18 protein-coding genes are annotated in these 20,948 nt (G+C 52.8%); 11 read left to right on the forward strand and 7 right to left on the reverse strand.

Annotated features, from left to right (window positions below):
• Positions 1-49: 49 nt before the first annotated feature.
• Positions 50-925 (reverse strand): DUF2279 domain-containing protein, encoded by an 876-nt coding sequence (locus JI741_RS29420; protein WP_202015810.1) that lies wholly within the window; start codon positions 923-925, stop codon positions 50-52.
• Positions 912-5,477, reverse strand: coding sequence for a translocation/assembly module TamB domain-containing protein (locus JI741_RS29425; RefSeq protein WP_202015811.1), 4,566 nt, complete (start codon positions 5,475-5,477; stop codon positions 912-914). The genes JI741_RS29420 and JI741_RS29425 overlap by 14 nt, the downstream gene beginning before the upstream one ends.
• A 10-nt stretch (positions 5,478-5,487) precedes the next feature.
• Here JI741_RS29425 and tsaD point away from each other — a divergent pair, with 10 nt between their 5' ends.
• From tsaD to JI741_RS29470, 9 genes are all read left to right on the forward strand, one after another.
• Complete coding sequence (tsaD, locus tag JI741_RS29430; RefSeq protein ID WP_202015812.1) at positions 5,488-6,492, forward strand: tRNA (adenosine(37)-N6)-threonylcarbamoyltransferase complex transferase subunit TsaD; 1,005 nt, start codon at positions 5,488-5,490, stop codon at positions 6,490-6,492.
• Between the two features lie 76 nt (positions 6,493-6,568).
• Positions 6,569-6,958, forward strand: coding sequence for a thioesterase family protein (locus JI741_RS29435; protein ID WP_202015813.1), 390 nt, complete (start codon positions 6,569-6,571; stop codon positions 6,956-6,958).
• Positions 6,959-6,983: 25 nt separating this feature from the next.
• Entirely contained in the window at positions 6,984-7,445 is a 462-nt protein-coding gene (gene smpB, locus JI741_RS29440) for an SsrA-binding protein SmpB (RefSeq protein ID WP_202015814.1), read from the forward strand.
• A 28-nt stretch (positions 7,446-7,473) separates the two neighbouring features.
• Positions 7,474-8,265: a C40 family peptidase gene (locus JI741_RS29445; RefSeq protein ID WP_202015815.1), complete on the forward strand. Its 792-nt coding sequence runs from the start codon at positions 7,474-7,476 to the stop codon at positions 8,263-8,265.
• A gap of 170 nt (positions 8,266-8,435) precedes the next feature.
• A complete protein-coding gene (locus JI741_RS29450; protein ID WP_202015817.1) occupies positions 8,436-8,945 on the forward strand; it encodes an HNH endonuclease in 510 nt (169 codons plus the stop codon).
• A 16-nt stretch (positions 8,946-8,961) separates the two neighbouring features.
• Entirely contained in the window at positions 8,962-9,738 is a 777-nt protein-coding gene (locus tag JI741_RS29455) for an SDR family NAD(P)-dependent oxidoreductase (RefSeq protein ID WP_202015819.1), read from the forward strand.
• Positions 9,739-9,853: 115 nt separating this feature from the next.
• Positions 9,854-10,711: a fumarylacetoacetate hydrolase family protein gene (locus JI741_RS29460; RefSeq protein WP_202015821.1), complete on the forward strand. Its 858-nt coding sequence runs from the start codon at positions 9,854-9,856 to the stop codon at positions 10,709-10,711.
• A gap of 33 nt (positions 10,712-10,744) precedes the next feature.
• Positions 10,745-12,064, forward strand: coding sequence for an L-fucose:H+ symporter permease (gene fucP, locus JI741_RS29465; protein WP_202015823.1), 1,320 nt, complete (start codon positions 10,745-10,747; stop codon positions 12,062-12,064).
• A gap of 97 nt (positions 12,065-12,161) precedes the next feature.
• A complete protein-coding gene (locus tag JI741_RS29470; RefSeq protein WP_202015824.1) occupies positions 12,162-15,161 on the forward strand; it encodes a CHAT domain-containing protein in 3,000 nt (999 codons plus the stop codon).
• On the opposite strand, the gene JI741_RS29475 is transcribed toward JI741_RS29470, so the two are convergent.
• The 3 genes from JI741_RS29475 to JI741_RS29485 are packed head-to-tail and all read right to left on the reverse strand — an operon-like array spanning position 15,158 to position 16,913.
• Positions 15,158-15,586: a hypothetical protein gene (locus tag JI741_RS29475; protein ID WP_202015825.1), complete on the reverse strand. Its 429-nt coding sequence runs from the start codon at positions 15,584-15,586 to the stop codon at positions 15,158-15,160. The genes JI741_RS29470 and JI741_RS29475 overlap by 4 nt on opposite strands.
• A gap of 30 nt (positions 15,587-15,616) precedes the next feature.
• Positions 15,617-16,345, reverse strand: a complete 729-nt coding sequence (locus tag JI741_RS29480; protein WP_202015826.1) for a tetratricopeptide repeat protein — start codon at positions 16,343-16,345, stop codon at positions 15,617-15,619.
• Entirely contained in the window at positions 16,335-16,913 is a 579-nt protein-coding gene (locus tag JI741_RS29485; RefSeq protein ID WP_202015827.1) for an RNA polymerase sigma factor, read from the reverse strand. The genes JI741_RS29480 and JI741_RS29485 overlap by 11 nt, the downstream gene beginning before the upstream one ends.
• Before the next feature lie 592 nt (positions 16,914-17,505).
• Between JI741_RS29485 and JI741_RS29490 the strand changes: the two genes are divergently transcribed.
• The gene (locus JI741_RS29490; RefSeq protein ID WP_202015828.1) at positions 17,506-17,706 is read left to right on the forward strand and encodes a response regulator transcription factor; all 201 of its coding nucleotides are present in this window, start codon (positions 17,506-17,508) and stop codon (positions 17,704-17,706) included.
• Between the two features lie 382 nt (positions 17,707-18,088).
• Complete coding sequence (gene fabF / locus JI741_RS29495; RefSeq protein ID WP_202015829.1) at positions 18,089-19,336, forward strand: beta-ketoacyl-ACP synthase II; 1,248 nt, start codon at positions 18,089-18,091, stop codon at positions 19,334-19,336.
• A gap of 96 nt (positions 19,337-19,432) precedes the next feature.
• Here the strand turns inward: fabF and JI741_RS29500 are convergent, their stop codons facing one another.
• Together JI741_RS29500 and JI741_RS29505 are read right to left on the reverse strand one after the other, a co-directional pair.
• Positions 19,433-20,182 (reverse strand): ABC transporter ATP-binding protein, encoded by a 750-nt coding sequence (locus JI741_RS29500; protein ID WP_202015831.1) that lies wholly within the window; start codon positions 20,180-20,182, stop codon positions 19,433-19,435.
• Positions 20,179-20,913, reverse strand: a complete 735-nt coding sequence (locus tag JI741_RS29505) for an MlaE family ABC transporter permease (protein ID WP_202015945.1) — start codon at positions 20,911-20,913, stop codon at positions 20,179-20,181. Before JI741_RS29505 ends, JI741_RS29500 begins: the two co-directional genes overlap by 4 nt.
• Positions 20,914-20,948 lie beyond the last annotated feature (35 nt).

Genomic DNA, 20,948 nt, shown 5'->3' on the forward strand with positions numbered 1-20,948 from the left:
GCATTAATTTTATTTCCAACATCAAATCAAAACGCTAAACGCTTGCCACTCAGAAGGCGAGGGCATGAAACGACACGCCCTTGGAAGAAAACTCCAGCGTAGGCGCAGGAAGCTTGATCATGCTGGCCACAAACAGCAGGGTGTTCACCAGCTTCGACCGCGAATGGATGGCCCGCAAGTCAATGTCCAACCCAATGTAGTATTGACGGTAGGGTGGGGGGAATCCGGCCGCCACGTTTTCTTCGGTGCGGGCATAGACCATGCCTTCGGCGCCGTAGCCCGCGGCCAGGTTCAGCCACTTGGGAAACTTCATGAACTTGTCCACGTCCACAGAGAGCCAATAGGTTTGGCCGTTGTAGTCTTTCAGAATTTCGCTGGGCATGCCGTCGCCCAGGGTGTTGGGCCGAAGGGCGGCGAAATCGGTGCGGCGAAACGAGAACTTTGGAAAGATGCGTGGCTCTTTCCACAAACGCGATTGTCCCAGAAAGAAGGCAGCGCCTGCAGCGTCGGCAATGAGGTCGCCGGCCGAGGCGCCATAGGCCTGCGAAAAACCGTCGAAGATTTCGATGGGCACCATCACGCCAAAACCCACCAGGGCTCCCACAAGGTCGGCCTTCGAAGGTTTTACCTGGCACCAGCGCAGGGCGCGCGACGTGCCATAGCTAAAATAAAATGCAGAATAGAAGTGCCCCATTTTGTCGACCTGTTTCCATTCGTCGTTGTCGTCGAAGAAGCGGAACGATTGGTGGCCTGCATCCTGATACCAAAGGGCATTCAAGCCAACGAGTGTCACGCCATAACCAACGCTCGATCCAATCACAAACTGGCGCAGGCGTTTTTTGTTCACCTGCGTGGTGTCGGCCCGTTGTGCGTGGGCCACGATGGAGATGGTCAATAAAAAAAGAATAAGCCTAGTCCGTGCCATCTTCCGGTTTTAGGGCGTCCTTGTTCAGTTGGGCGTTTTCCTGTTCATTCTTTTTTCGCTTGCGCGATGAACGGAACAGGTCTCTCACTTCGTCGAAGCTTTGGGTGTGGATGAGGCTGGCGCCGGTGGTCATGGCCGTTTGGTTGTTCACCGAACTGAGAATGGGGTTGGTGTTGGTGCGGCTATACATCTTCACGCGAAGTTTGCCGTCGGCCGTGAGTTTGTAGTCCACGGTCCAGTCACCGGCCACGTTCGATGGATTGGGTTGGGTGCCGTTGGTGTTTTGGGTGGCGTTGTTAAACGTGCCGTCGCCCGTCACGCGCAGGCGGCCGTTCATGAAGGTGTAGGAGAACCGAAGCTGGAACGTGTTGAACGACTCCTGGTCCATCGAGGCAATGTCCACGTCGATCTCCAGGTTTTCATCCACCTGGCTCATCCAATAGCTGAGCTGGTTCGAGAGTAGTTCGCTGAGACTGCTCACCACCGAGCCGCTGGTGTTGAACGATTCGGGTGGCGAAAATCTACGGAGCACGATGAGGCTGAACACCTGGCGCTTCAATTCCTGTTCGTCAAGTTTATTTTTGAAGGCGGTGAACTGCAGGTTCAGGTTCACAGCGCCATTTTCGGTGATCACGTTTTGCGGAAGGTCTTTCGCTACAATATCAAAGTTGATGAGGGGTGACAACATAGGCCCAGTGAGCGCCAGCAACACCTGCACCGGATATTTGCGTCGCAGCTGTGGCGAGTTGGCCACGGATGGATCGTTGACCAGAGGCAGGAGCGAGGCCAGCTGGTTGTAGGACGCATTGATGTCCATCACCGCCTGATAGGGATCGCCAAACCACGTGATGCGGCTTCCTTTCTGAATCTCAAATTCTTTGTTAATGATGTCGTAGAGCGTGAAGTTATACCAGCCTTCGGTGAATTCGAAGGGGCCATACATGTTGAACTCGCCTTTGGTGTCCATCTGCATTCTCAACTCGCCGTTGCCGCGACCGCGAATGATGTCGCCGGCTTTCAGGTCGAAGATAATTTCACAATAGGCATCGGGTGTCACGTCAAGGTTCAGGTCGAAGGTGATGCCGGTGAGGTTCACTTTCTTGCTCACGTGTTTCTCGATCTTCTTAGTGAACGTGGTGTCGGTGAAGTTCACAAAGTTGATAAACTCTTTTTGATCGGTAGACGACGTGCCCCCAATGGGAACATACACTCGCGTGTTTTTCTCCGTCCGTGCCGACGAGGTGATTTTCAGGTTCGACAAAGGCCCGCTGAAGTTGAGGTCGCCGCTGGCATAGGCCTGGCCATAGAAGAGGGAGTTGTCTTTCAGGGTGGTGTTAAGCACCTGCAGGTTTTTGAACGTGGCATCCATGGCAATGGACATGTCGCGGAAGTCGCGGTGGCTGATGGCGCCTTTCAGCTTGCCCTTGTTCTTGAAGGCGTCGGTCAGTTCAATGTCTTTGAAGTAGATCGAGTTGTGTGTGAGGCCCACGTGGCCCGTCATGGCATAGAGGGTCTTCAGGTAGTTGATCATGATCTGGCCGTCGTGCATCGTTCCCTCACCCTCAAACACGGGCGACTCCAGCGGCCCGGTGATGGTGAAGTCGCCAGAGATGGTGCCGCCGATGTTGCTGAAGATGTCTTGCAGGAACGGCTCCACAATCTTCAGGTTTGCGTTCTCAAGTTTTGCCAGAATGTTGAGCGGCGATGTTTTATCGGAAGGTGTGTAATTGCCCGTCACGTTCAGGATGCGCTTGTCCATGCGGTCGATGAACAGGTCGATGTCGAACTTGTTTTGGGTGGTGTCCCACTGGTTGCGCCCGGTGATGTCGCCGATGAGAAATTTGTCGATGGTGAGGTCGTGGATGCTGATGCTGTTTTGCAACGACGGGTTTTTGTAGTAGTTGCTCATGTCGACCTGCGCGTCCATCACGCCCGTGAACTTGAGGTTGGTGAGCACGTTCAGCAGGGAGAGGTCGAGTTTGTCGATGCTAAGCGAAAGCAGTTTGGAAGGGTCTTCCGAAATTTTCCCATGCAGGTCTATGGACTGATCTTCGTTTTGAAGAGCGAGGTCGTGGAAGCTCCAGTCCTTGTCTTTCACCAGCACGCGGTTGTTGGGAGCGAAGTGCCACTCGCGTTCCAGCACCTTCACCACCGACGGGTCCATGGAGAGCATGGTGCTGTCTTGCAGAAAATCTACGGCGCCCTTTAATCGAACGTAGTTGCTCTGGCCTTGTTGATCGGCGTCGAGGTTGAAGTCGATGTGGCTTTTGTTCCAGATGGCTTCCAGCAACAGTGCTTTTGTTTTCAAATTTTTGTTCACCTCCTGCTCTTGCGAGTTCACGGTGGCCATGGCCAGCACGCTGGTGCTGTCGGCAATTTTGGACGCAGTGAAATCCACTTCTGTTTTCAGGAACAGAACGTCTTTGTAGCGCAGCGTGTCGAAGTGGGTGTAACCCTGGAAGATGGTGGTGTAGCCGCTGGTGAATGTGCCATCGATGGTTGTGTTTTTCGACAGCTCCAACGGAATGCGCAGCACCGGCACCAGCGGGTCGATGTCTTTGATCTTGATGTTTATTTTCGCCTGGTAGGATTTTGGGCGATAGTTTTTCTTCCGGTAATAGTTGCGCGTGGCCTGCTCGTTGTTTTTGATGTTGAGCGAAATTTCTTTCGACAGCGTTTGAATGTCGCGGTAGAGATCGGAGAAATAATAGTTGCCCCGCACTTCGGCATCGGCCAGCGATGTTTCGAGTATGAAAGAGCGTTCGTCTTTGGTGCGTTGTGCGTTGAGGTGGATGGTTTCGAGCGAAAGCGATTCGTGGTTGTAGTCGATCTGAAAGTCTTTCAGGTCGGCGGTGCCCACCAGCGAGTCGAGCGTGAGGCCCTGGATGTCGGCCACGATGTTGGCGTGAAGAAAGATGCTGTCGCGTGTGAGTTTTAGTTTATGCAGGAAGGCAGTGTCGAGCACGGCCTGCACAATGATTTGATTTTTGCCTTCGCGCAAGTCTACCGAACCACGGGCTTCGATCTGCAGATTGGGATCGTCGATCTTCACAAAGCCGTTGAATCGCTCCGACGCAAAGCGTGCGTTGGTTTGAATGTTTTTATAGTCGTAGCCACGGAAGCCGAGGTTGAATACTTTTCCATCGAGTTTGAAATCGGCGGTGTGTTGGGTCAGTCCTTTGCCGCGCACCTGCCCGTTCATGCTCACGGTTTGGAAGGTGGCCGTGTCGCGGAGGTATACGCCAAGTTTGAAACGGTCAAGCGAAAGCCGTCCGCTATATTCCGAATGGTCGATGTCGGCTTCGTTCACTTTCAAGTTGATGTCGGAGTTGATCACGCCGAGCTTGCCCGAGAATTTTCCTTTCGCCACAAAGTCGTTGGGGTAGCCGAGGAACTGTCCATCCATCACCATCTTGCCCATGGGCAGGAGGCGGTCCATGGTGTTGTCATTAAACAGGAAAGAAAAGTCGCGCGGGTCCACCAATGAATTTTTCAGGTTCACAATCATGAAGGTTTCCATGATGTTGGGCAGTCCATCCATATCCAGCGAACCGGCGAGGTGCGAGTTGCCGATGTCCACCTTCATTTGGGTGAACTTGAATTTGTTGAGCCTGCCGTTGAAGATGCCGTCGAGCAGGAACGGCTGTTGTATTCGTTCCACCCCCGGCATAAACAGCGCCAGGTCGCGCGGGTCTATGGTGGTGTTGTGCAGGTTGGCGTGAAGCCGCACGTTGTCGTCGTAGATATAGTTCAGGTCGCGCAGGGCCTTGTATTTGAAGATCACGGTGTCGCGCACGGTGCTGCGGCCGGTTTGCAGATCGAGGCCCACAAATTCCATCGATGTCTGGCAGATGCGGAAGTAGGTGGAGATCTGCTTCACAGTGAACTTGCTTTGCAGATCCTGGGCAATGAGTGTTTTCAGGTTAAACTCCGTGGTGTCGCCCAGAATGAAGAAGCCCTCCAGTTGCCCCTCGTCCACGCCCAGTGAAAAGTGATTATAGTCGAACCCCGATTTGATGCTGTCGTGGTCCTGGTTCACAAAGGTGAACTGGCTTTCGTTCACAAACGCCTCGCCGATGTTGATCTTGGGTGCTTTGCCGCCGCCCCCGCTGCCGGCATAGTGAGCGTTGATGTTGGCAATGAACACGTTGATGTTGAGGTCGCGCGACGAGTCGGACTCGTCTATTTTGGTGAGGAACACATGGGCGCTGTCGAGGTACACGCCGTCGATGTTCACGTTGCGGTCTTCAATGAGTTGGCTCAGTTTGAAGTTGATGAGGATCTGCTTGGCGCTGATCATTTTGTTGCCGGCCGGATCGTAGACGGAGACGTGCTCCAGTTCCAGGCGGTCGAACCAAAGCATGTGAAAGTTCTCGATGGTGGTGGGGAAGCCGGTCATCCGGGTGAAATCGCCCAGAAACTTGCCGATCAGGTAGTTTTGCACCGGGGGCATTTGCAGGATGAGGAAGGAAGAGATCAGGAGGAAAAGGATGGCCGTGACGGTGTAGGCCAGTATTTTCTTAATCCTATTTTTGATACCTTGCAGGTTCATTTGTCAACATATGCATCCCGTTATCCTTGCCATTGAGTCTTCTTGCGATGAGACTTCTGCCTCCGTGATACTAAACGGCAAGGTACTTAATAATATTATCGCCACCCAGGCAGTGCACCAAAAATACGGCGGTGTGGTGCCCGAGCTGGCGTCGCGTGCCCACCAGCAAAACATTGTGGCGGTGGTGGACGAAGCTCTCCAAAAATCGGGCCTCACCCAGCGCGACCTTCACGCGGTGGCGTTCACCCGCGGTCCGGGCCTGATGGGCGCGTTGCTGGTAGGTGTTTCCTTTGCCAAAGGCCTGGCCATGGCCCTCAACATTCCCCTCATCGAAGTGAACCACATGCAGGCCCACGTGCTGGCCCACTTTATTGATCCACCCCAACCCGACTTTCCGTTCCTGTGCCTCACCGTGAGCGGCGGGCACACCCAGATTGTGCTGGTGAAAAGCCATCTGGACATGACTGTGATCGGGCAAACACAAGACGACGCCGTGGGCGAGGCGTTTGATAAAGCCGCCAAAATTATGGGGCTTCCCTATCCCGGCGGCCCGCTCATCGACAAGTATGCGCAGCTGGGCAATGCAAACGCTTACAAATTCTCCGAAACCAATATGCCGGGTCTGGACTTTTCGTTCAGTGGCATCAAGACGGCGTTCCTCTATTTTCTGCGTGACGAGAAACTGAAGAACCCCCGGTTTGTGGAAGAAAATGTGAACGACATCTGCGCCAGCCTGCAACGCCACCTGGTGAACATGCTGATGACAAGGCTCGTGCAGGCCGCCGAGCAAACGGGCATCCGCGACATTGCCATTGCCGGGGGCGTGTCGGCCAACGCCGGGCTGCGGAAAACCTTGAAAGAAGTAGGAGAAAAGAAAGGTTGGCGTATTTTTATTCCCGCATTGGAGTATTGCACCGACAACGCCGCCATGATTGCCATGGCTGCACATTTTAAATACCTCGACGGCAACTTCAGCACCTTGGACGTGGCGCCCCTGGCGCGGATGCCGATTTGAAAAAGGAACAGGAGAGGGGAACGGCGCGATGCGGAATGTGACGACACGAAACAATTCAAAAAGCTGATAGTCCCTCATGCAATCACCCTTCAACATCGGCGACACGCTGCACTACCGGAAGGTGGTGACGCCCGAAGATGTGGCCGCTTTTCACGGCAAGGAAGTGCACCCGGTCTGCTCCACCTTTGCGCTGGCCCGCGACATCGAGTGGACCTCGCGGCAATTTGTGTTGCAGATGTGCGACTCCGACGAAGAAGGTGTGGGCACGATGCTGACCATAACACACCAGGGTCCGGCCTTTGTGGGCGACGAGGTGGTGTTCACAGCGCGCATCCTGCACCTCGAAGGCCACGAGTTGCGTTGCACATACGAAGCCCGGGTGGGCGATCGTTTGATTGCGACCGGCGAAACGGGTCAGAAAATTATGAAGCGCTCCCGGCTGGAAGCGCTTTTCAACAAAAGATGACGCCTGCGGGCGAACCAAAAGGTTTATGAAACAGAGATTCTCGAACGATATCAACATCAAGAACCGCCAGGCCGGGTTTGACTATGAGTTGCTGGACAAATGGGTGGCGGGCATGGTGCTGACAGGCACAGAAATAAAATCCATTCGCGAAGGCAAAGCCAATCTTCAGGACGGATATTGTTACCTTAGCAACGGAGAATTGTTTGCCAAGGGAATCAACATAACGCCCTATGCCCAAGGCACACACTATAATCACGAGGCAACGCGCGAACGCAAGCTGTTGCTGAAACGATCGGAACTTAAAAAACTGGAAGGCAAAGTGGAGGAAAAAGGCTTAACCCTTGTTCCCACCCGCTTGTTTATAAATGACCGTGGCATAGCCAAATTGGAGATCGCGCTGGCCAAGGGAAAGAAGACGCACGATAAGCGCGACAGCATCAAAGAACGCGATGCCAAACGCGAACTGCATCGGCTGAAATTGAAATGAAGTAGCAACCTAGACTCTCTCGACATACATGGAATTACTGGACTATGGCGTATGCCGTCTCAGCGTCGTGCCCGTTCGGGCCGATGCCGCCGACAAAGCCGAACAGGTAACACAACTTCTTTTTGGCGACCACTATGAGGTGCTGGAACAAACCGGCGACAAGAAGTGGCTCCGCATCCGTGTCCACTTCGATCAATACGAAGGCTGGATCGATGCCAAACAGCACCACACCATTTCGGCCGACTACTTCGAGTATCTCACCCGCGCCGAATTCAAGATCACCACCGACATCACCACCAGCATTCTCTACAACAAAAGTCCGCAGATCATTCTGATGGGCAGCATGATTCCCATCTCCAGCTCCGAGCTGTTCAAGATGGAAGAACAGTTTGCCTTTAACGGTGAAGCCAAGAACGTGGGGCAAAAACGTGAGTTCGAGTTTGTGCGCAGCGCCGCGCTGAAATACCTGAACACACCCTATCTGTGGGGCGGCAAAAATCCGTTTGGCATCGACTGCTCCGGCTTTGTGCAGATGGTGTTCAAAATCTCCGGGTTCCGCCTGTTCCGCGACAGCGGGCAGCAAGCCAACCAGGGTAAATCTGTGAAAGAACTTGGCGACAGCAAACCCGGCGACCTTGTGTTCTTCAAAAACAAAGACAACAAAATCAACCACGTGGGCATTTTGCTGGAAGAAGACAAGATCATCCACGCGTCGGGCCGTGTGCGCATCGACCACCTCAACGACGAGGGTATCCTGAACGTGGAGTCAAAAATCTACACACACCAGTTCGCGCACGTCCGCCGTATCCTTGCCGATTGATAAGGCCTGGCACTGCTTGTGGCGGCCGGTCAAATAGCACCATCCGGTCGCCTAAACTTCCCTGTCGCGTTGTTTGGTAGCAAGATTGGTTTTATCTTACCATCCTGAAGCCGGGCAAAACATGCGTTTGCGCGGTGGTGATACGGGTCCTCTACTAAACAATTTTCGCGATGAGCAGTAGGGTATTGGTGCTGAATCAAGACAACAGTCCGCTGATGGTATGCTCAGTGGAACGGGCGTTCATTCTTGTTTTTTTGAACAAAAGTGAACTGGTTCGCCCAGCAAACGGTCACCGGTTGCATACCGTGAGTCAAAGCTATCCCATGCCATCTGTCATCCGCCTGAACCGATATGTTAACGCCCCCTACAAGGGCGTTAATCTTACCCGGCAGAACATATTCAAACGCGACAACTTCGAGTGCCAGTATTGCGGCACACGGCGCGACCTCACCATCGACCACGTGGTGCCCCGCGCCAAAGGCGGTGCCGACACCTGGACCAACCTGGTGACCGCCTGTAAAAAATGCAACGCCAAAAAAGGCGACTTCACACCAGAAGGCGCCGAGATGCCCTTGCGCAAAAAGCCTTACAAACCTTCTTACGCCATCTTCCTAAAAGACCACATGAATGGTCAGGCCGGGGAGTGGGACACTTTTTTAACCGGCCCGCACAGTCTTTGAAATTTCTCTACTAACCATGTTTAATCTTCAACACAAAACCGCACTGATCACAGGCGGAGGCAGTGGCATCGGAAAAGCGATCGCCGAATTATTTGCCGCCCAAGGTGCCCATGTCTTCATTCTCGAACTGAGCCAAGCCAATGCCGACGACACCGTGAAGGCGATCGAAAGCAAAGGCGGCAAAGCCACCGCGTTCGCCGTGAACGTGGCCGACCAGGAACAACTGAAAACCGCCGCCGCCGCCATTCAAAAAATCACCGGCCGCCTCGATATTCTCGTGAACAGCGCTGGCATCTCACACATCGGCAAACTGGAAACCACGTCGGCCGAAGACATGGACCGGATTTTCCAGGTCAACATCAAAGGTGTCTACAACGCCATGTATGCCGTGGTGCCGCACATGAAACAGCAGGGTGGGGGCGTGGTCCTCAACGTAGCCTCGGTTGCCTCAGGCCTGGGGTTGGTCGACCGGTTTGCCTACTCCATGAGCAAAGGTGCCGTGGTGAGCATGACCCTGTCGGTGGCCAAAGACTACATCAAAGACAACATCCGCTGCAACTGCATTTCGCCCGCGCGCGTGCACACCGCCTTCGTAGACAACTTCCTGGCCAAAAACTATCCCGGACAGGAAACCGAAATGTTCGAAAAGCTGTCGAAAACACAACCCATTGGCCGCATGGGCAAACCCGACGAAGTGGCTTCACTCGCCCTCTACCTGTGTTCGGACGAAGCGGCATTTGTGACCGGCAGCGACTATCCCATTGACGGCGGATTTATTAGATTGAACACATAGACCGCGTGCCCCACGCGCACAGCCCTGCCGTGGTAGACATTGCCGGACATAAAAAGAACCTTGGTTCTTTGAAGACGAATACTTTTTTTTAAACCTATTTGAAAATTACAGCGATATGAAACTATTACGTTTCGGCAAACCGGGCCAGGAAAAACCCGGCGTGCTGGTGAACCACGAAATTCTTGACGCATCATCGTTCGGCGAAGATTTTGGAGAAACATTTTTTGAAAACAACGGCTTGCAGCGCTTTGCCGAATGGCTGAAGACGCACCAGGCAAACCTGCCGAAGGTGACGGCGGGTGTGCGCTTTGGAGCACCGTTCACACGCCCATCCAAAATCATTTGCATCGGTCTCAACTATGCAAAACACGCGGCTGAATCGAACATGCCGCTGCCCTCGGAACCCATCGTGTTTTTTAAAGCCACAACGGCCCTCGTTGGTCCCGACGATGACCTGGTTATTCCGCACAACAGTGTGAAGACCGACTGGGAGGTGGAGCTGGCGGTAGTGATCGGCAAGAAGGCATCATATGTGAAAGAAGCCGACGCCCTGCACTATGTAGCCGGCTATTGCCTGCACAACGACTATAGCGAACGCGAATACCAACTGGAGCGCAATGGCCAGTGGGTGAAAGGAAAAAGCTGCGACACCTTTGCGCCCCTCGGCCCTTACCTCGTCACACCCGACGAAGTGGGCGACGTGAATAGCCTGAGCATGTGGCTGAAAGTGAACGGCAAAACCATGCAGGACGGCAACACCGACGACCTCATTTTTAAAGTTCCATACCTGGTGAGTTACCTCAGCCAGTTCATGACCCTGCTCCCAGGCGACGTGATCTCCACAGGCACACCGGCCGGCGTGGGCCTTGGCTTCAAACCCCCGATCTATCTCAAGGCAGGCGATGTTGTTGAGCTGGGCATACAAGGCCTGGGCGAACAGAAACAGACCGCCCGGAACTACGTGCCACAATAAAAAAACGCCAACCCTACAACCACAACCAACCCTATGCCTATTCTCAACACCAACACCGTGCAAACGGATCAAACCCAAACGGGCAAATCGTATCTGCTACCCTTCATATTGGTGACCAGCCTCTTTTTTCTCTGGGGCCTGGCCAACAGTTTGAACGGCACGCTCATAAAACATTTCCAGACGGCCCTGAACCTGAACCGTGCCCAGGCGGGCATTGTGGATTCGGCGTTCTATATCGGTTATTTTGTGATGGCTCTTCCCGCGGGACTTCTGATGAACCGAATCGGCTATAAGAAGGGCATCCTCATCGGGTTGTTTCTCTATGCCATCGGAGCATTCCTGTTCTACCCGGCAGCAGAGATGCGCGTGTACGGCTTTTTCCTTTTTGCCTTGTTTGTGATTGCCTGCGGGCTTGCCTTCCTGGAAACAGCGGCCAACCCCTATGTCACCGTGTTGGGCAACCCGGCCACTGCCGACAGTCGCATAAACTTCTCGCAATCGTTTAATGGTCTCAGCATCATTCTTGGACCGGTAGTGGGCAGTTTGTTTATTTTTTCCACGAAAGAATATACCAACGAAATGCTGGACGCTATGCCCACAGCACACGCGGAGGCTATACGCATTGCCGAAGCACAGTCGGTGCAGTTTCCGTATCTGGTCATTGCCGGCATAGTGTTGTTTGTGGCCATCTTGTTTGCCTTCACCAAAATGCCGGAGATTTCTACGGCAGCCGAAAAGGAGGCATCGTTCAAAGGGATCTTCCGTCATCGTCACCTCGTGTTTGGGGTGGTGGCACAATTCTTTTACGTGGGCGCACAAGCATCGCTGTGGGGTTATTTTGTGGACCTGAAACTGGGCATGGCCAAGTTCGAAAACATTGCCGTGGTGGAATGGCTCTATCGCCTTTCGGGCGACATGACCCCCACGCAAATAGCGAGCTTCCACGCATCGTTTGCCCTTGTGTTGTTTATGATCGGTCGTTTTGTGGGCACATGGCTGCTCACCAAGTTTAAAGCGCACTCATTGCTGGCGGTCTATGCCGCGGCGTGTGTGGTGTTGCTTGTCTACGGCCTGCTGGGTGAGGGCATTGCGGCCATCGCGGCCATCACATGCACCTACTTCTTCATGTCTATTATGTTTCCCACCATCTTTGCACTCTCGGTTAAAAATCTGGGCGACCAGGTGAAGCTGGGGGCGGGGTTGGTGATCATGGCCATTGTGGGTGGCGCAGTGTTGCCCCCGCTCACGGGACAGCTGTCGCAAACCAACATGCAGCACGCACTCTACATTCCGTTGGTGGCCTTTATTGTGATTTTCTTTTTTGGCGTGCGCGGCTACAAGGTGAAAGCCTGACCGTGCATCGGTTTGAAAACGATCTAGAAAGGCGTAGCAGAAAACTGCTAAAAGCGTCGTGGGAAATGAAGAATCTGTCCCTATATTCAGGGATGTGATGGATATGGTACGCCTGAGGATTCTTTTTTTAATGATGGTGGTGGCCGGTGTGATGCCGGCCGCTGCCCAAACTGTTTCACCCGCCCAAAAGCTTCATGATGCAGCGCTGGCGATCCGGCAAACGGATCCCGCAAAGGCCTATGCCCGGATGAAAGAGGCAAAAGACTTTGCCCTCGCGCAGCATGACATGGACACCTACATTGTTTGTGTTTATTCGCTCTCCATCCTCGCGACCGACAACGCCAGCCAGGCCGAAGCCCTTGTGTTTTTGAAAGAAGCCCTGCGCCGCGTAGGCAGGAAACAGGATTTGCCCACGGCCAAACTTCACTATGCACTGGCCGAGCTCTATGTGGAAGCCGTGCACCAGTTCGACTCGGCACTCTATCACTATGAGCGCGCCAAAATTATCCGCAAAAACATTATGGGCGAAGCCAACGAAAGCGTGGCGGAATGTTATCACCAGCAAGGCGACGTCTACAAATATTATGTCTTCGATTTTCAGGAAGCCGAGAAGAGCTATGAAAAAGCCCTGCTCATTCGCGAACACATGGACGAGAAGGAGCGGAGCCGGCCGCTATACAACTTCGAACTGGCGCGCAACTACTACAGCCTCGCCACCACCAACCGCTCTCAACAGGACTATGAAAAAGCCATCGCCTATGGCATGAAGACCATTGAGCTGGTGAAGAAAATAAACAACCTCGATTTCCTGGAGCGTTCCTATGCCATCGTGGCCAACATCTATCGCGACCGTGGCGAGTTGAAAGAAGCGGCGGTGTATTATCAGAAGGCCATAGACCTCAATCCGAAAAGTGGCAACGGCCCCTCTGCGCTGGCCTCACACTATCGCGGCATGGGCGAGATGCTGCGCAACGACTCCGCCTTCGATCAGGCCATTGCAAAGTTTTTGAGCGCACAGGCACTCTATCACCGCATTGGCGAAACCAACTCGGTGTTGTATGTGGAATGCCTCTATCAGATGGCGATTGCCTACTATCAGAAAGGCGATTATGAACAGGCCATGAAAAACTTCCGGCGCATTCGCACCACGCTTCAACGCATGAACATGCTGAGCGGCCGCCCCGCCATGGAAGCCACCCTGGGGCAGGGCGACTACCACCGGATGATGAATCATCCCGACTCGGCGTTGTATTTCTATCAGCAGGCCATGACGTTTGCTGTGCCCGCGTTTCATTCGCGCCGCGTAGAAGACAACCCCGACGCGAAGGCCATTGGTCTGCACTATTTTGTGTATCGCGCGCTAAGCAAAAAAGCCGAGCAGCTGATGGAGCGCTACACGCAAACCAAACAGCCACAACTTCTGCAAACGGCCTTGCAATGCTGGATGCTGACGGAAGAACTGGTGAAGCAAGGAAGGAACATGCTAGACCTCGAAGAGTCGAAGTGGAAGTATACAGACTCGAACTATAACGTGTATGAACAAATTCAGGCCACGCTCTACGCGTTGATGAAGGAGAGCCCGAACGATTCGCTTCTCAATCTTTCGTTCCGCTATTTCGAGCGCAGCAAAACGCACAGCCTCAACGCCATGCTGGCCAAGGCGCGCATTGTGAGCGCCGTCAACACCACCGACAGTCTCTTCAACCGCTACAACGCACTGACCCGCGCACTCTTTAGCGCCGAAGATGCGCTGGCCCGGGAAACCGAAAAAACAAATGGCCAACGCGTGGAAGAACTTCGCCAGGAAGTGGTGGCCGTGGACCGGAGAATACAGGCGATCAAACCGATACTGGAAGAAAAATATCCCGGCTATTTTTCCGCGACAGGCGAATATCCGGTGCCGTCGCTCGACAAAGTGAAGGCCCTGGCGCGTCAGGAAAAAAGCGTGGTGCTGGAATATTTCTGGGGCAGCAAGAACGTGTATGCGCTGGCCATTGACGGCGAACAGGCCATGTTGAAAAAAATCGGCAACTCCGACAGCATTCAGACCGTCGTTAAAAAATTATTGACGCATTTTTCCACCGAGCACTCCAGCCTGAGCCCCGACGTGTTTCGGAATTTTACGGCGAGTGCCCATCAGTTGTACACCATCCTGGTTCAACCCTTTGCGTCCAGGTTGTCGCAAAAAGAACGCATTCAGGTTGTGCCCGATGGGCCGGTGAGCCAGATACCGTTTGAAGTGTTGTTGCTGGAGCCGTCGCAAAGTGTCGGTGTGGACTATCGATCATTGTCTTACCTGGTCAAGCACTATCCCGTGGGCTACACGTATTCGGCCTCGCTGCTGATCAACAGCAAAAAACGGACGGTGCACAATCCGAAAGTGTTGGCCATGGGGTTCACCGGGGGCAACCGCCTAGGTGCGCTCACCGAAAACCTGACGGAGATTGGTGGCACGGAAGATGAACTGAAGGCGTTGGAGAAACGCTTTGTGGACGGCAAATTTCTGAGCGGTCCCGAAGTGACAGAGACACGTTTCAAATTGCTGGCCCCCACGTTCGACATCATTCACCTCGCCATCCACGGCAAAGGCAACACCGACCAGAACTATTCGGCTTCCCTCTATTTCCGTTCGCGCTACGACTCCCTCGAAGACGGCGAGCTGCACGCCTATGAACTGTATGGGCTGAAACTGAAAGCCAACCTCGCCGTGCTCAGCTCGTGCGAGTCGGGCATCGGCAAAGCCTATCGCGGCGAAGGCATGATCAGCATGGCCAGCGCCTTTGTGTTTTCGGGGTGTCAGAATATTTTGATGAGCTTGTGGAAAGTGCACGACCAGGCGGCCGTGGACGTGATGGATAATTTTTATGGAAGCCTGCAAGACGGATTGCCCATAGACGGTGCGCTGCAGCATGCGAAAAAATTATATCTGGAAAAGGGAGACGAAATCACTTCCGACCCGGCCATCTGGGCGCCGCTGGTGGCCTATGGCGATTTGAACCCTGTGTTTGAAAGCAACAGGAGCAGAATCTACGTGGCGACGGCGGTCGTGCTGTTGATTCTGCTCCTGGTGTTTATAGGATTGAAACGGAGATATTAACGCATGGGATCTTTTGGATTTTTTGGGGGAGGAAGGTCGCCGTTGAAGGAGCTTGTGTAGCTGATGTTAGTGAGCGACGGGCTGTTTTGTTTGTGATATACCCTGCTGATGCGATCGCAGTCGTCCAGGTCTTCGAGCCGCTCCATGAAACTCACCATGTATTCGAAGAAACACTTCATGTGGTGAATTTTAAGAACTCTTTCTTCTTTTTCGTAGATTCTGAGGAAGGGATTCAGATCGAGTTCAAATTCGAAGGCATGATTGTGTTTGTGATTGTCATGATTTTCATGATCGTCATGTCCCTTTTGTTTTGCGTCGGCACTTTCTTTCTTAAGGGTTTCTTCACTTTTCTTCAGGGCGTTCACGTGTAAGGTAAACTCTATAAAGTCGGAAGCCCTTGAAACGTCCTGTTTGGTCATCTTCATGGGTTTAAGGGGATTTGTTTTATGGGGTTGTTAGTTCAGTTTCTCCAATAGTTCTTTCGCCTTTGATGCATACGAATTTTCTGTCCCCTCAATTTTCTTCAATAGTGTTCGTGCATGTTGCACTTCGCCCCGCTTCAGATAGCAAAGACTGAGGTACCACTGTGCGGGCACGTCCAGTCCGTCGTATTCGTGATTTAAAGTAATGAAATTATTTTCGGCTTCTGTTATATGCCCGAGCATTAAATTTGTGTTGCCCAGCAGCATGAGCACTTCCGGTTCGGGATGCTGCACATAGAGTGCTTCCAATTGTTCTGCGGCTTTTGCATAGTCTCCCTGCTCATAGGCCTGAAAGGCTTCGGCCCGTGGGGTGGTGGCTTCGGTGCCGCGCACGGTTGGCTCAAACACATTGGGGTAGGGCTTGAAATAGCTTTGAAAAAGTTGCTGCGGATCGTCGGGGCGGTTCACCAGAAACGTGACGATGGCCAGCGTGCCGGCCAGTGCTGCCGCGAGATAATACCATTTGAATGAACGCGAAGCGGGTGTTTGCTGGTCGATATTGCTTTCGAGTGTTTTCAGGAACGTCAGATTTTCGCGAAGCCCTTGATGGCGGATGGCGCGGATGAGCACCTTCTCCTGGTCGAACAATGTTTTGAATTGCACGTCCATAGCCACACGCTGCATCACCTGTTCTTTCTCCACGGCGGTGAGTTCGTCGTCGAAGTATTTTTCCACCAGGAGGATATCGTTTTCAGTAGCCATGGTTTACAACATTTTGAGGTTTTGTCATTTCGATTTCAAAGAGCTTGCGCAGGCGGGCCATACATTTGCACTTCTGATTTTTTGCCGTCTCGCCGTTTTTGTAGTGCATGGAGCTGGCGATCTCGGCGATGCTTTTCTTTTCGTAGTAGAACAACTCGATGAGTTGCTGGCAAGGTTGCCCCAGTTTGACGAGCGCTTTTTTTGCAAATTCAAAGAAGGAGTCGTCAGTGCCCTGACCGGATTCGTCGGCCACATACTCGTTCAGCCAGGTCTCCTGGTTGATGGGTGTGTAACGTTTTTCTTTTCGCATATTCTCAAGCGCTATATTTTTTCCAATGCCAAACAAATAGGTCTTCACGCTGCTCACAAGGTGTTCCAGTTTGCCTTGCCGGATGTTGTCGTAGAAAATGAGAATCGTGAGCTGGTAAATGTCCTTCCCATCGTCTGACGAGCAATGATACTCTTTGCTGATCCACTGCAGGAACTCCTTCCGGTGCTCCTCATAAATCACGCCCAGCTCGGCCTGACCACCAGACCGTATCTTTTCTATGATTTCATTTTGCAACATCGTGACGGCCTTTATGTAAAAGAAAGAAATTGGTAACCTTGGTAAGTGAATTTTTTTCCATACTTGATTCAAATGAGTTAAAAAAATCTCGTTCGCCTTTGCGGCACTACGGCCCGGGCATCACGGTAACAAGGGAAATCCATGACTACCTTCGAACCTAGTCAACTACGATACCATACGCTCCTGCAAGGTTGTATCAAAACTACGCGGTAATATAATCATAACCACGCGGCCTGCGGAAGAATAGAATGGCCTACACCCCGGCTTTGTTCCGCGTATCATCCTGTCCCTACGTTGTGTGGCATCGTCACCTTCACGAACGGACACAGATCAACAAGGGGATCATTTTGCCGGCCGGTCTCCGATTCCCGGTCCCTTGTCCGTTTCGCTAAAAAAATCCGGATAGCCTCTGGCCAGCCGAAACCAAACGTAAAATACTGACCTGTACCCACATATAAAGATATAAAATGCTCTGTATACGGTTGGATATGAAGGCTCCCGGACAAATTTCAAAATTTTTTTTGGTTGGGAGGGTTACGTCGCACCCCTTTTTTCATGAAAGGGCAAAAGAACAACCTAACCATTAAATGTCATGAGCTCCTTCACATCAAAAGAAAAAGAAGTACTGTCCCTGATCTCCATCGGTTTAACTACGAAAGAGATCGCGTCACGCCTCAACATCAGCCATCACACGGTGGAAACGCATCGCAAGAACCTGTTGCGCAAGAGCGAAGCGAAAAATTCGGCTCAACTCATTCAGAAGGCTTTCGCACAGCAAATGATCCTCGGATAATTCAAAAAACAAAAGAGACTTATAGTTTAAGTGGCTTTAATCTACCAAGACTCTGAATCGCGTTGTGTATCACCACTGTTGTGTTAACACTTTGGTTGTCTGTTAGTTCTCTAAAAAAATATCCTCTAGTTGGGCTCCCGCAGGCCTGGACGTTGAACTCCAGGCCTGCTTTTTTGGTTAATGAAAATACCGATCGGTATAATTATTGAAATTACCCGTATCTTTGCCGCCATCGGGGTGTAGGTGCCCCGAAGAAGCCGACATTTGGTCTAAAGAAGGCAGCATCGTAGTTTCGCCGTTTCTTTTTTGGAGGCCGCACGTTCGGCGCCGAGAAAGGATGGGCAATAAAAATTAATGGAAGGAGTATTAACCACATATGCATATGCAACAACGAAGAGTAGTGGTCACCGGCCTTGGCGCACTGGCCCCCCTGGGAAACACCGTTCCGGAATTTTGGAACAACCTGGTGGCAGGAAAAAGCGGCGCGGCCCTCATTACAAAATTCGACACCACCAAGTTCAAGACGAAGTTTGCCTGCGAGCTGAAAGGCTATGACCCGCTGCAACATTTCGAAAAGACCGACGTGCGCAAGATGGACCCGTTCACGCAATACGCGCTCGTGTCGACCGCCGAAGCGCTGAAAGATTCTGGACTGGAGTTGGACAAGGTAGATAAAACCCGTGTGGGTGTTATCTGGGGCTCGGGCAACGGAGGCTTTCACACCTTTCAACAGGAAATGATCGAGTTCGGCCGGGGCGACGGAACACCGCGCATCAATCCTTACTTCATTCCCAAAGTGATTGTCGACATCGCGTCGGGATGGATATCGATCAAATATGGTTTCATGGGCGTGAACTTCACCACGGTGTCGGCGTGTGCAACATCAACCACGGCCATCATCGATGCCATGAACTACATTCGCTGGAACAAGGCCGACATCATTGTGACCGGCGGCTCAGAAGCTGCTGTGAACGAAGCGGGCATTGGTGGCTTTGGCGCCATGAAAGCGTTGTCGACACGCAACGACGATCCCCAGTCGGCATCACGTCCGTTTGACGTGGGGCGCGATGGCTTTGTGATGGGCGAGGGCGCAGGCGCGCTTATTCTCGAAGAATATGAACATGCCAAACGACGCGGTGCCAGGATCTATGCCGAAGTGGCCGGCGGTGGCATGTCGGCCGATGCCTATCACCTCACAGCCACCCATCCCGAAGGGGCCGGTGCGCAGCTGGGCATGAAGTGGGCGCTGGAAGATGCCGACCTCAAACCCGAAGATGTGGACTACCTGAATCCTCACGCCACCTCAACGCCTGTGGGCGACGAGAGTGAAATGAAGGCCGTGTCGAAGTTCTTTGGCGAGCATGCTTCCAAAATGCACATCAGTGCCACCAAGTCGGCCACGGGCCATTTGCTGGGCGGCGCAGGAGCGATCGAAGCCATCATTGCCATCAAGGCTGTTCATGAGGGCGTGATTCCACCCACCATCAACACCGTGGCCGTGGACCCCGACATTCCGAAAGGGCTCAACATTGTGCTGGGACAAAAAGTGGTGAAGCCGGTGAACGTGGCCATGAGCAACACGTTCGGCTTTGGTGGTCACAACGCCACCGCGGTGTTTAGAAAAGTGTAGTCAAAACGAAAGTATCTTAAAATAAGAAACCCCGTCGCGTGTAGTGACGGGGTTATTTTTTTATAGAAGTCTGTGCAGCGATGGCTTCTGCGAACGCTATTTGCCCCGCAGGCTGTTCATCACTTTGTTGGCAAACACAAAGTCGTCGAGCTCTTTCACGCCCGAGTGTGTGATGTCGGTGTTGGCGCCTTCCCAGAGTTTCACGCCTTTGTAGAGGAACATGATTTTCTCGCCGATGCCCATCACGGAGTTCATGTCGTGTGTCACCACAATGGTGGTGATGTCGAGGTCTTCGGAGAGGTCAAGGATGAGCTCGTCGATGAGGATGGACGTCTGGGGATCGAGGCCCGAGTTGGGTTCGTCGCAGAACAGGTAGTTGGGATTGTTCACGATGGCGCGGGCAATGCCCACACGCTTCTTCATGCCCCCGCTGATTTCGGAGGGCATCTTTGAATTCACATTTTCGAGCCCCACCCGTTTCAGACAGAAGTTGACGCGTTCGAGTTTTTCTTCCTGTGGCATTTTGGTGAGCACGTCGAGGGGAAACATTACATTCTGCTCCACGTTTTTCGAATCGAACAACGCGCCGCCCTGAAAGAGCATGCCCATTTCGCGGCGTATTTCGATTTTGGTTTCGCGATCGCTACCATAGAAGTCGCGGCCGTCATAGAACACCTGGCCATAGTCGGGTTTGGTGAGACCCACGATGCTTTTCAGCAAAACACTTTTTCCGGTTCCGCTGGCGCCGATGATGAGGTTGGGCTTGCCCTTTTCGAACGTGCCGCTGATCTCGTTCAACACTACTCTTTCGCCAAACGTCTTGGTTATGCTTTGAATCTTTATCATATCGAAAGAAGGAGTTGAGCCAGTAAATAGTCTGCGATGAGCACGGCAATGACGCTGCTGGTCACGGCCTGGGTACTGGAAATACCGACTTCGAGCGCGCCGCCTTGCGTGTTATAGCCTTTGAACGAAGAGATGGACGCCACCAGGAACGCGAACACCAGCGATTTGATGAGCGCGAACACCACGGTGAATTCGTTGTAGCTGGAGCGCAGACCATACACAAAATCGTTGGGCGTGATGATGCCCGTGAGAGTGCCCACCAGGTAGCCGCCAAACAGCGCGCATACACCGGCCGTGATCACCAGCATGGGATACATAAGCACAGAGGCAATAATTTTCGGGAGCACGAGGTAGGAAATGGAGTTGATGCCCATCACTTCCAGGGCGTCTACTTGCTCGGTGATGCGCATGGTGCCCAGGCCGCTGGCCATGCTCGAGCCCACCTTGCCGGCATAGATCACGGCCATGATGGTGGGCGCCAGTTCGAGGATCACCATTTCGCGAACCACCTGCGAGATCACGTATTTCGGGATGAAGTCGCTCACCATGTTGAAGGCGGTTTGCACGGTAGTTACCGCACCAATAAACGTCGACACCAGTGCCACCAGAAAGAGGGAGCCGATGCCGATGGTCATGCACTCGTCCAGCACAAGCTTATAGTAGGTTTTGAACGATTCCCGGTTGACAAACAAGCTGCCGAGAAAAATGAAATACTTTCCAATCTCTTTAATCATAGATGCGACAAACGAAGGCAATTACTACCTTG

Source organism: Chryseolinea lacunae (genome assembly GCF_016735595.1).
Classification (GTDB): Bacteria; Bacteroidota; Bacteroidia; order Cytophagales; family Cyclobacteriaceae; genus Chryseolinea; species Chryseolinea lacunae.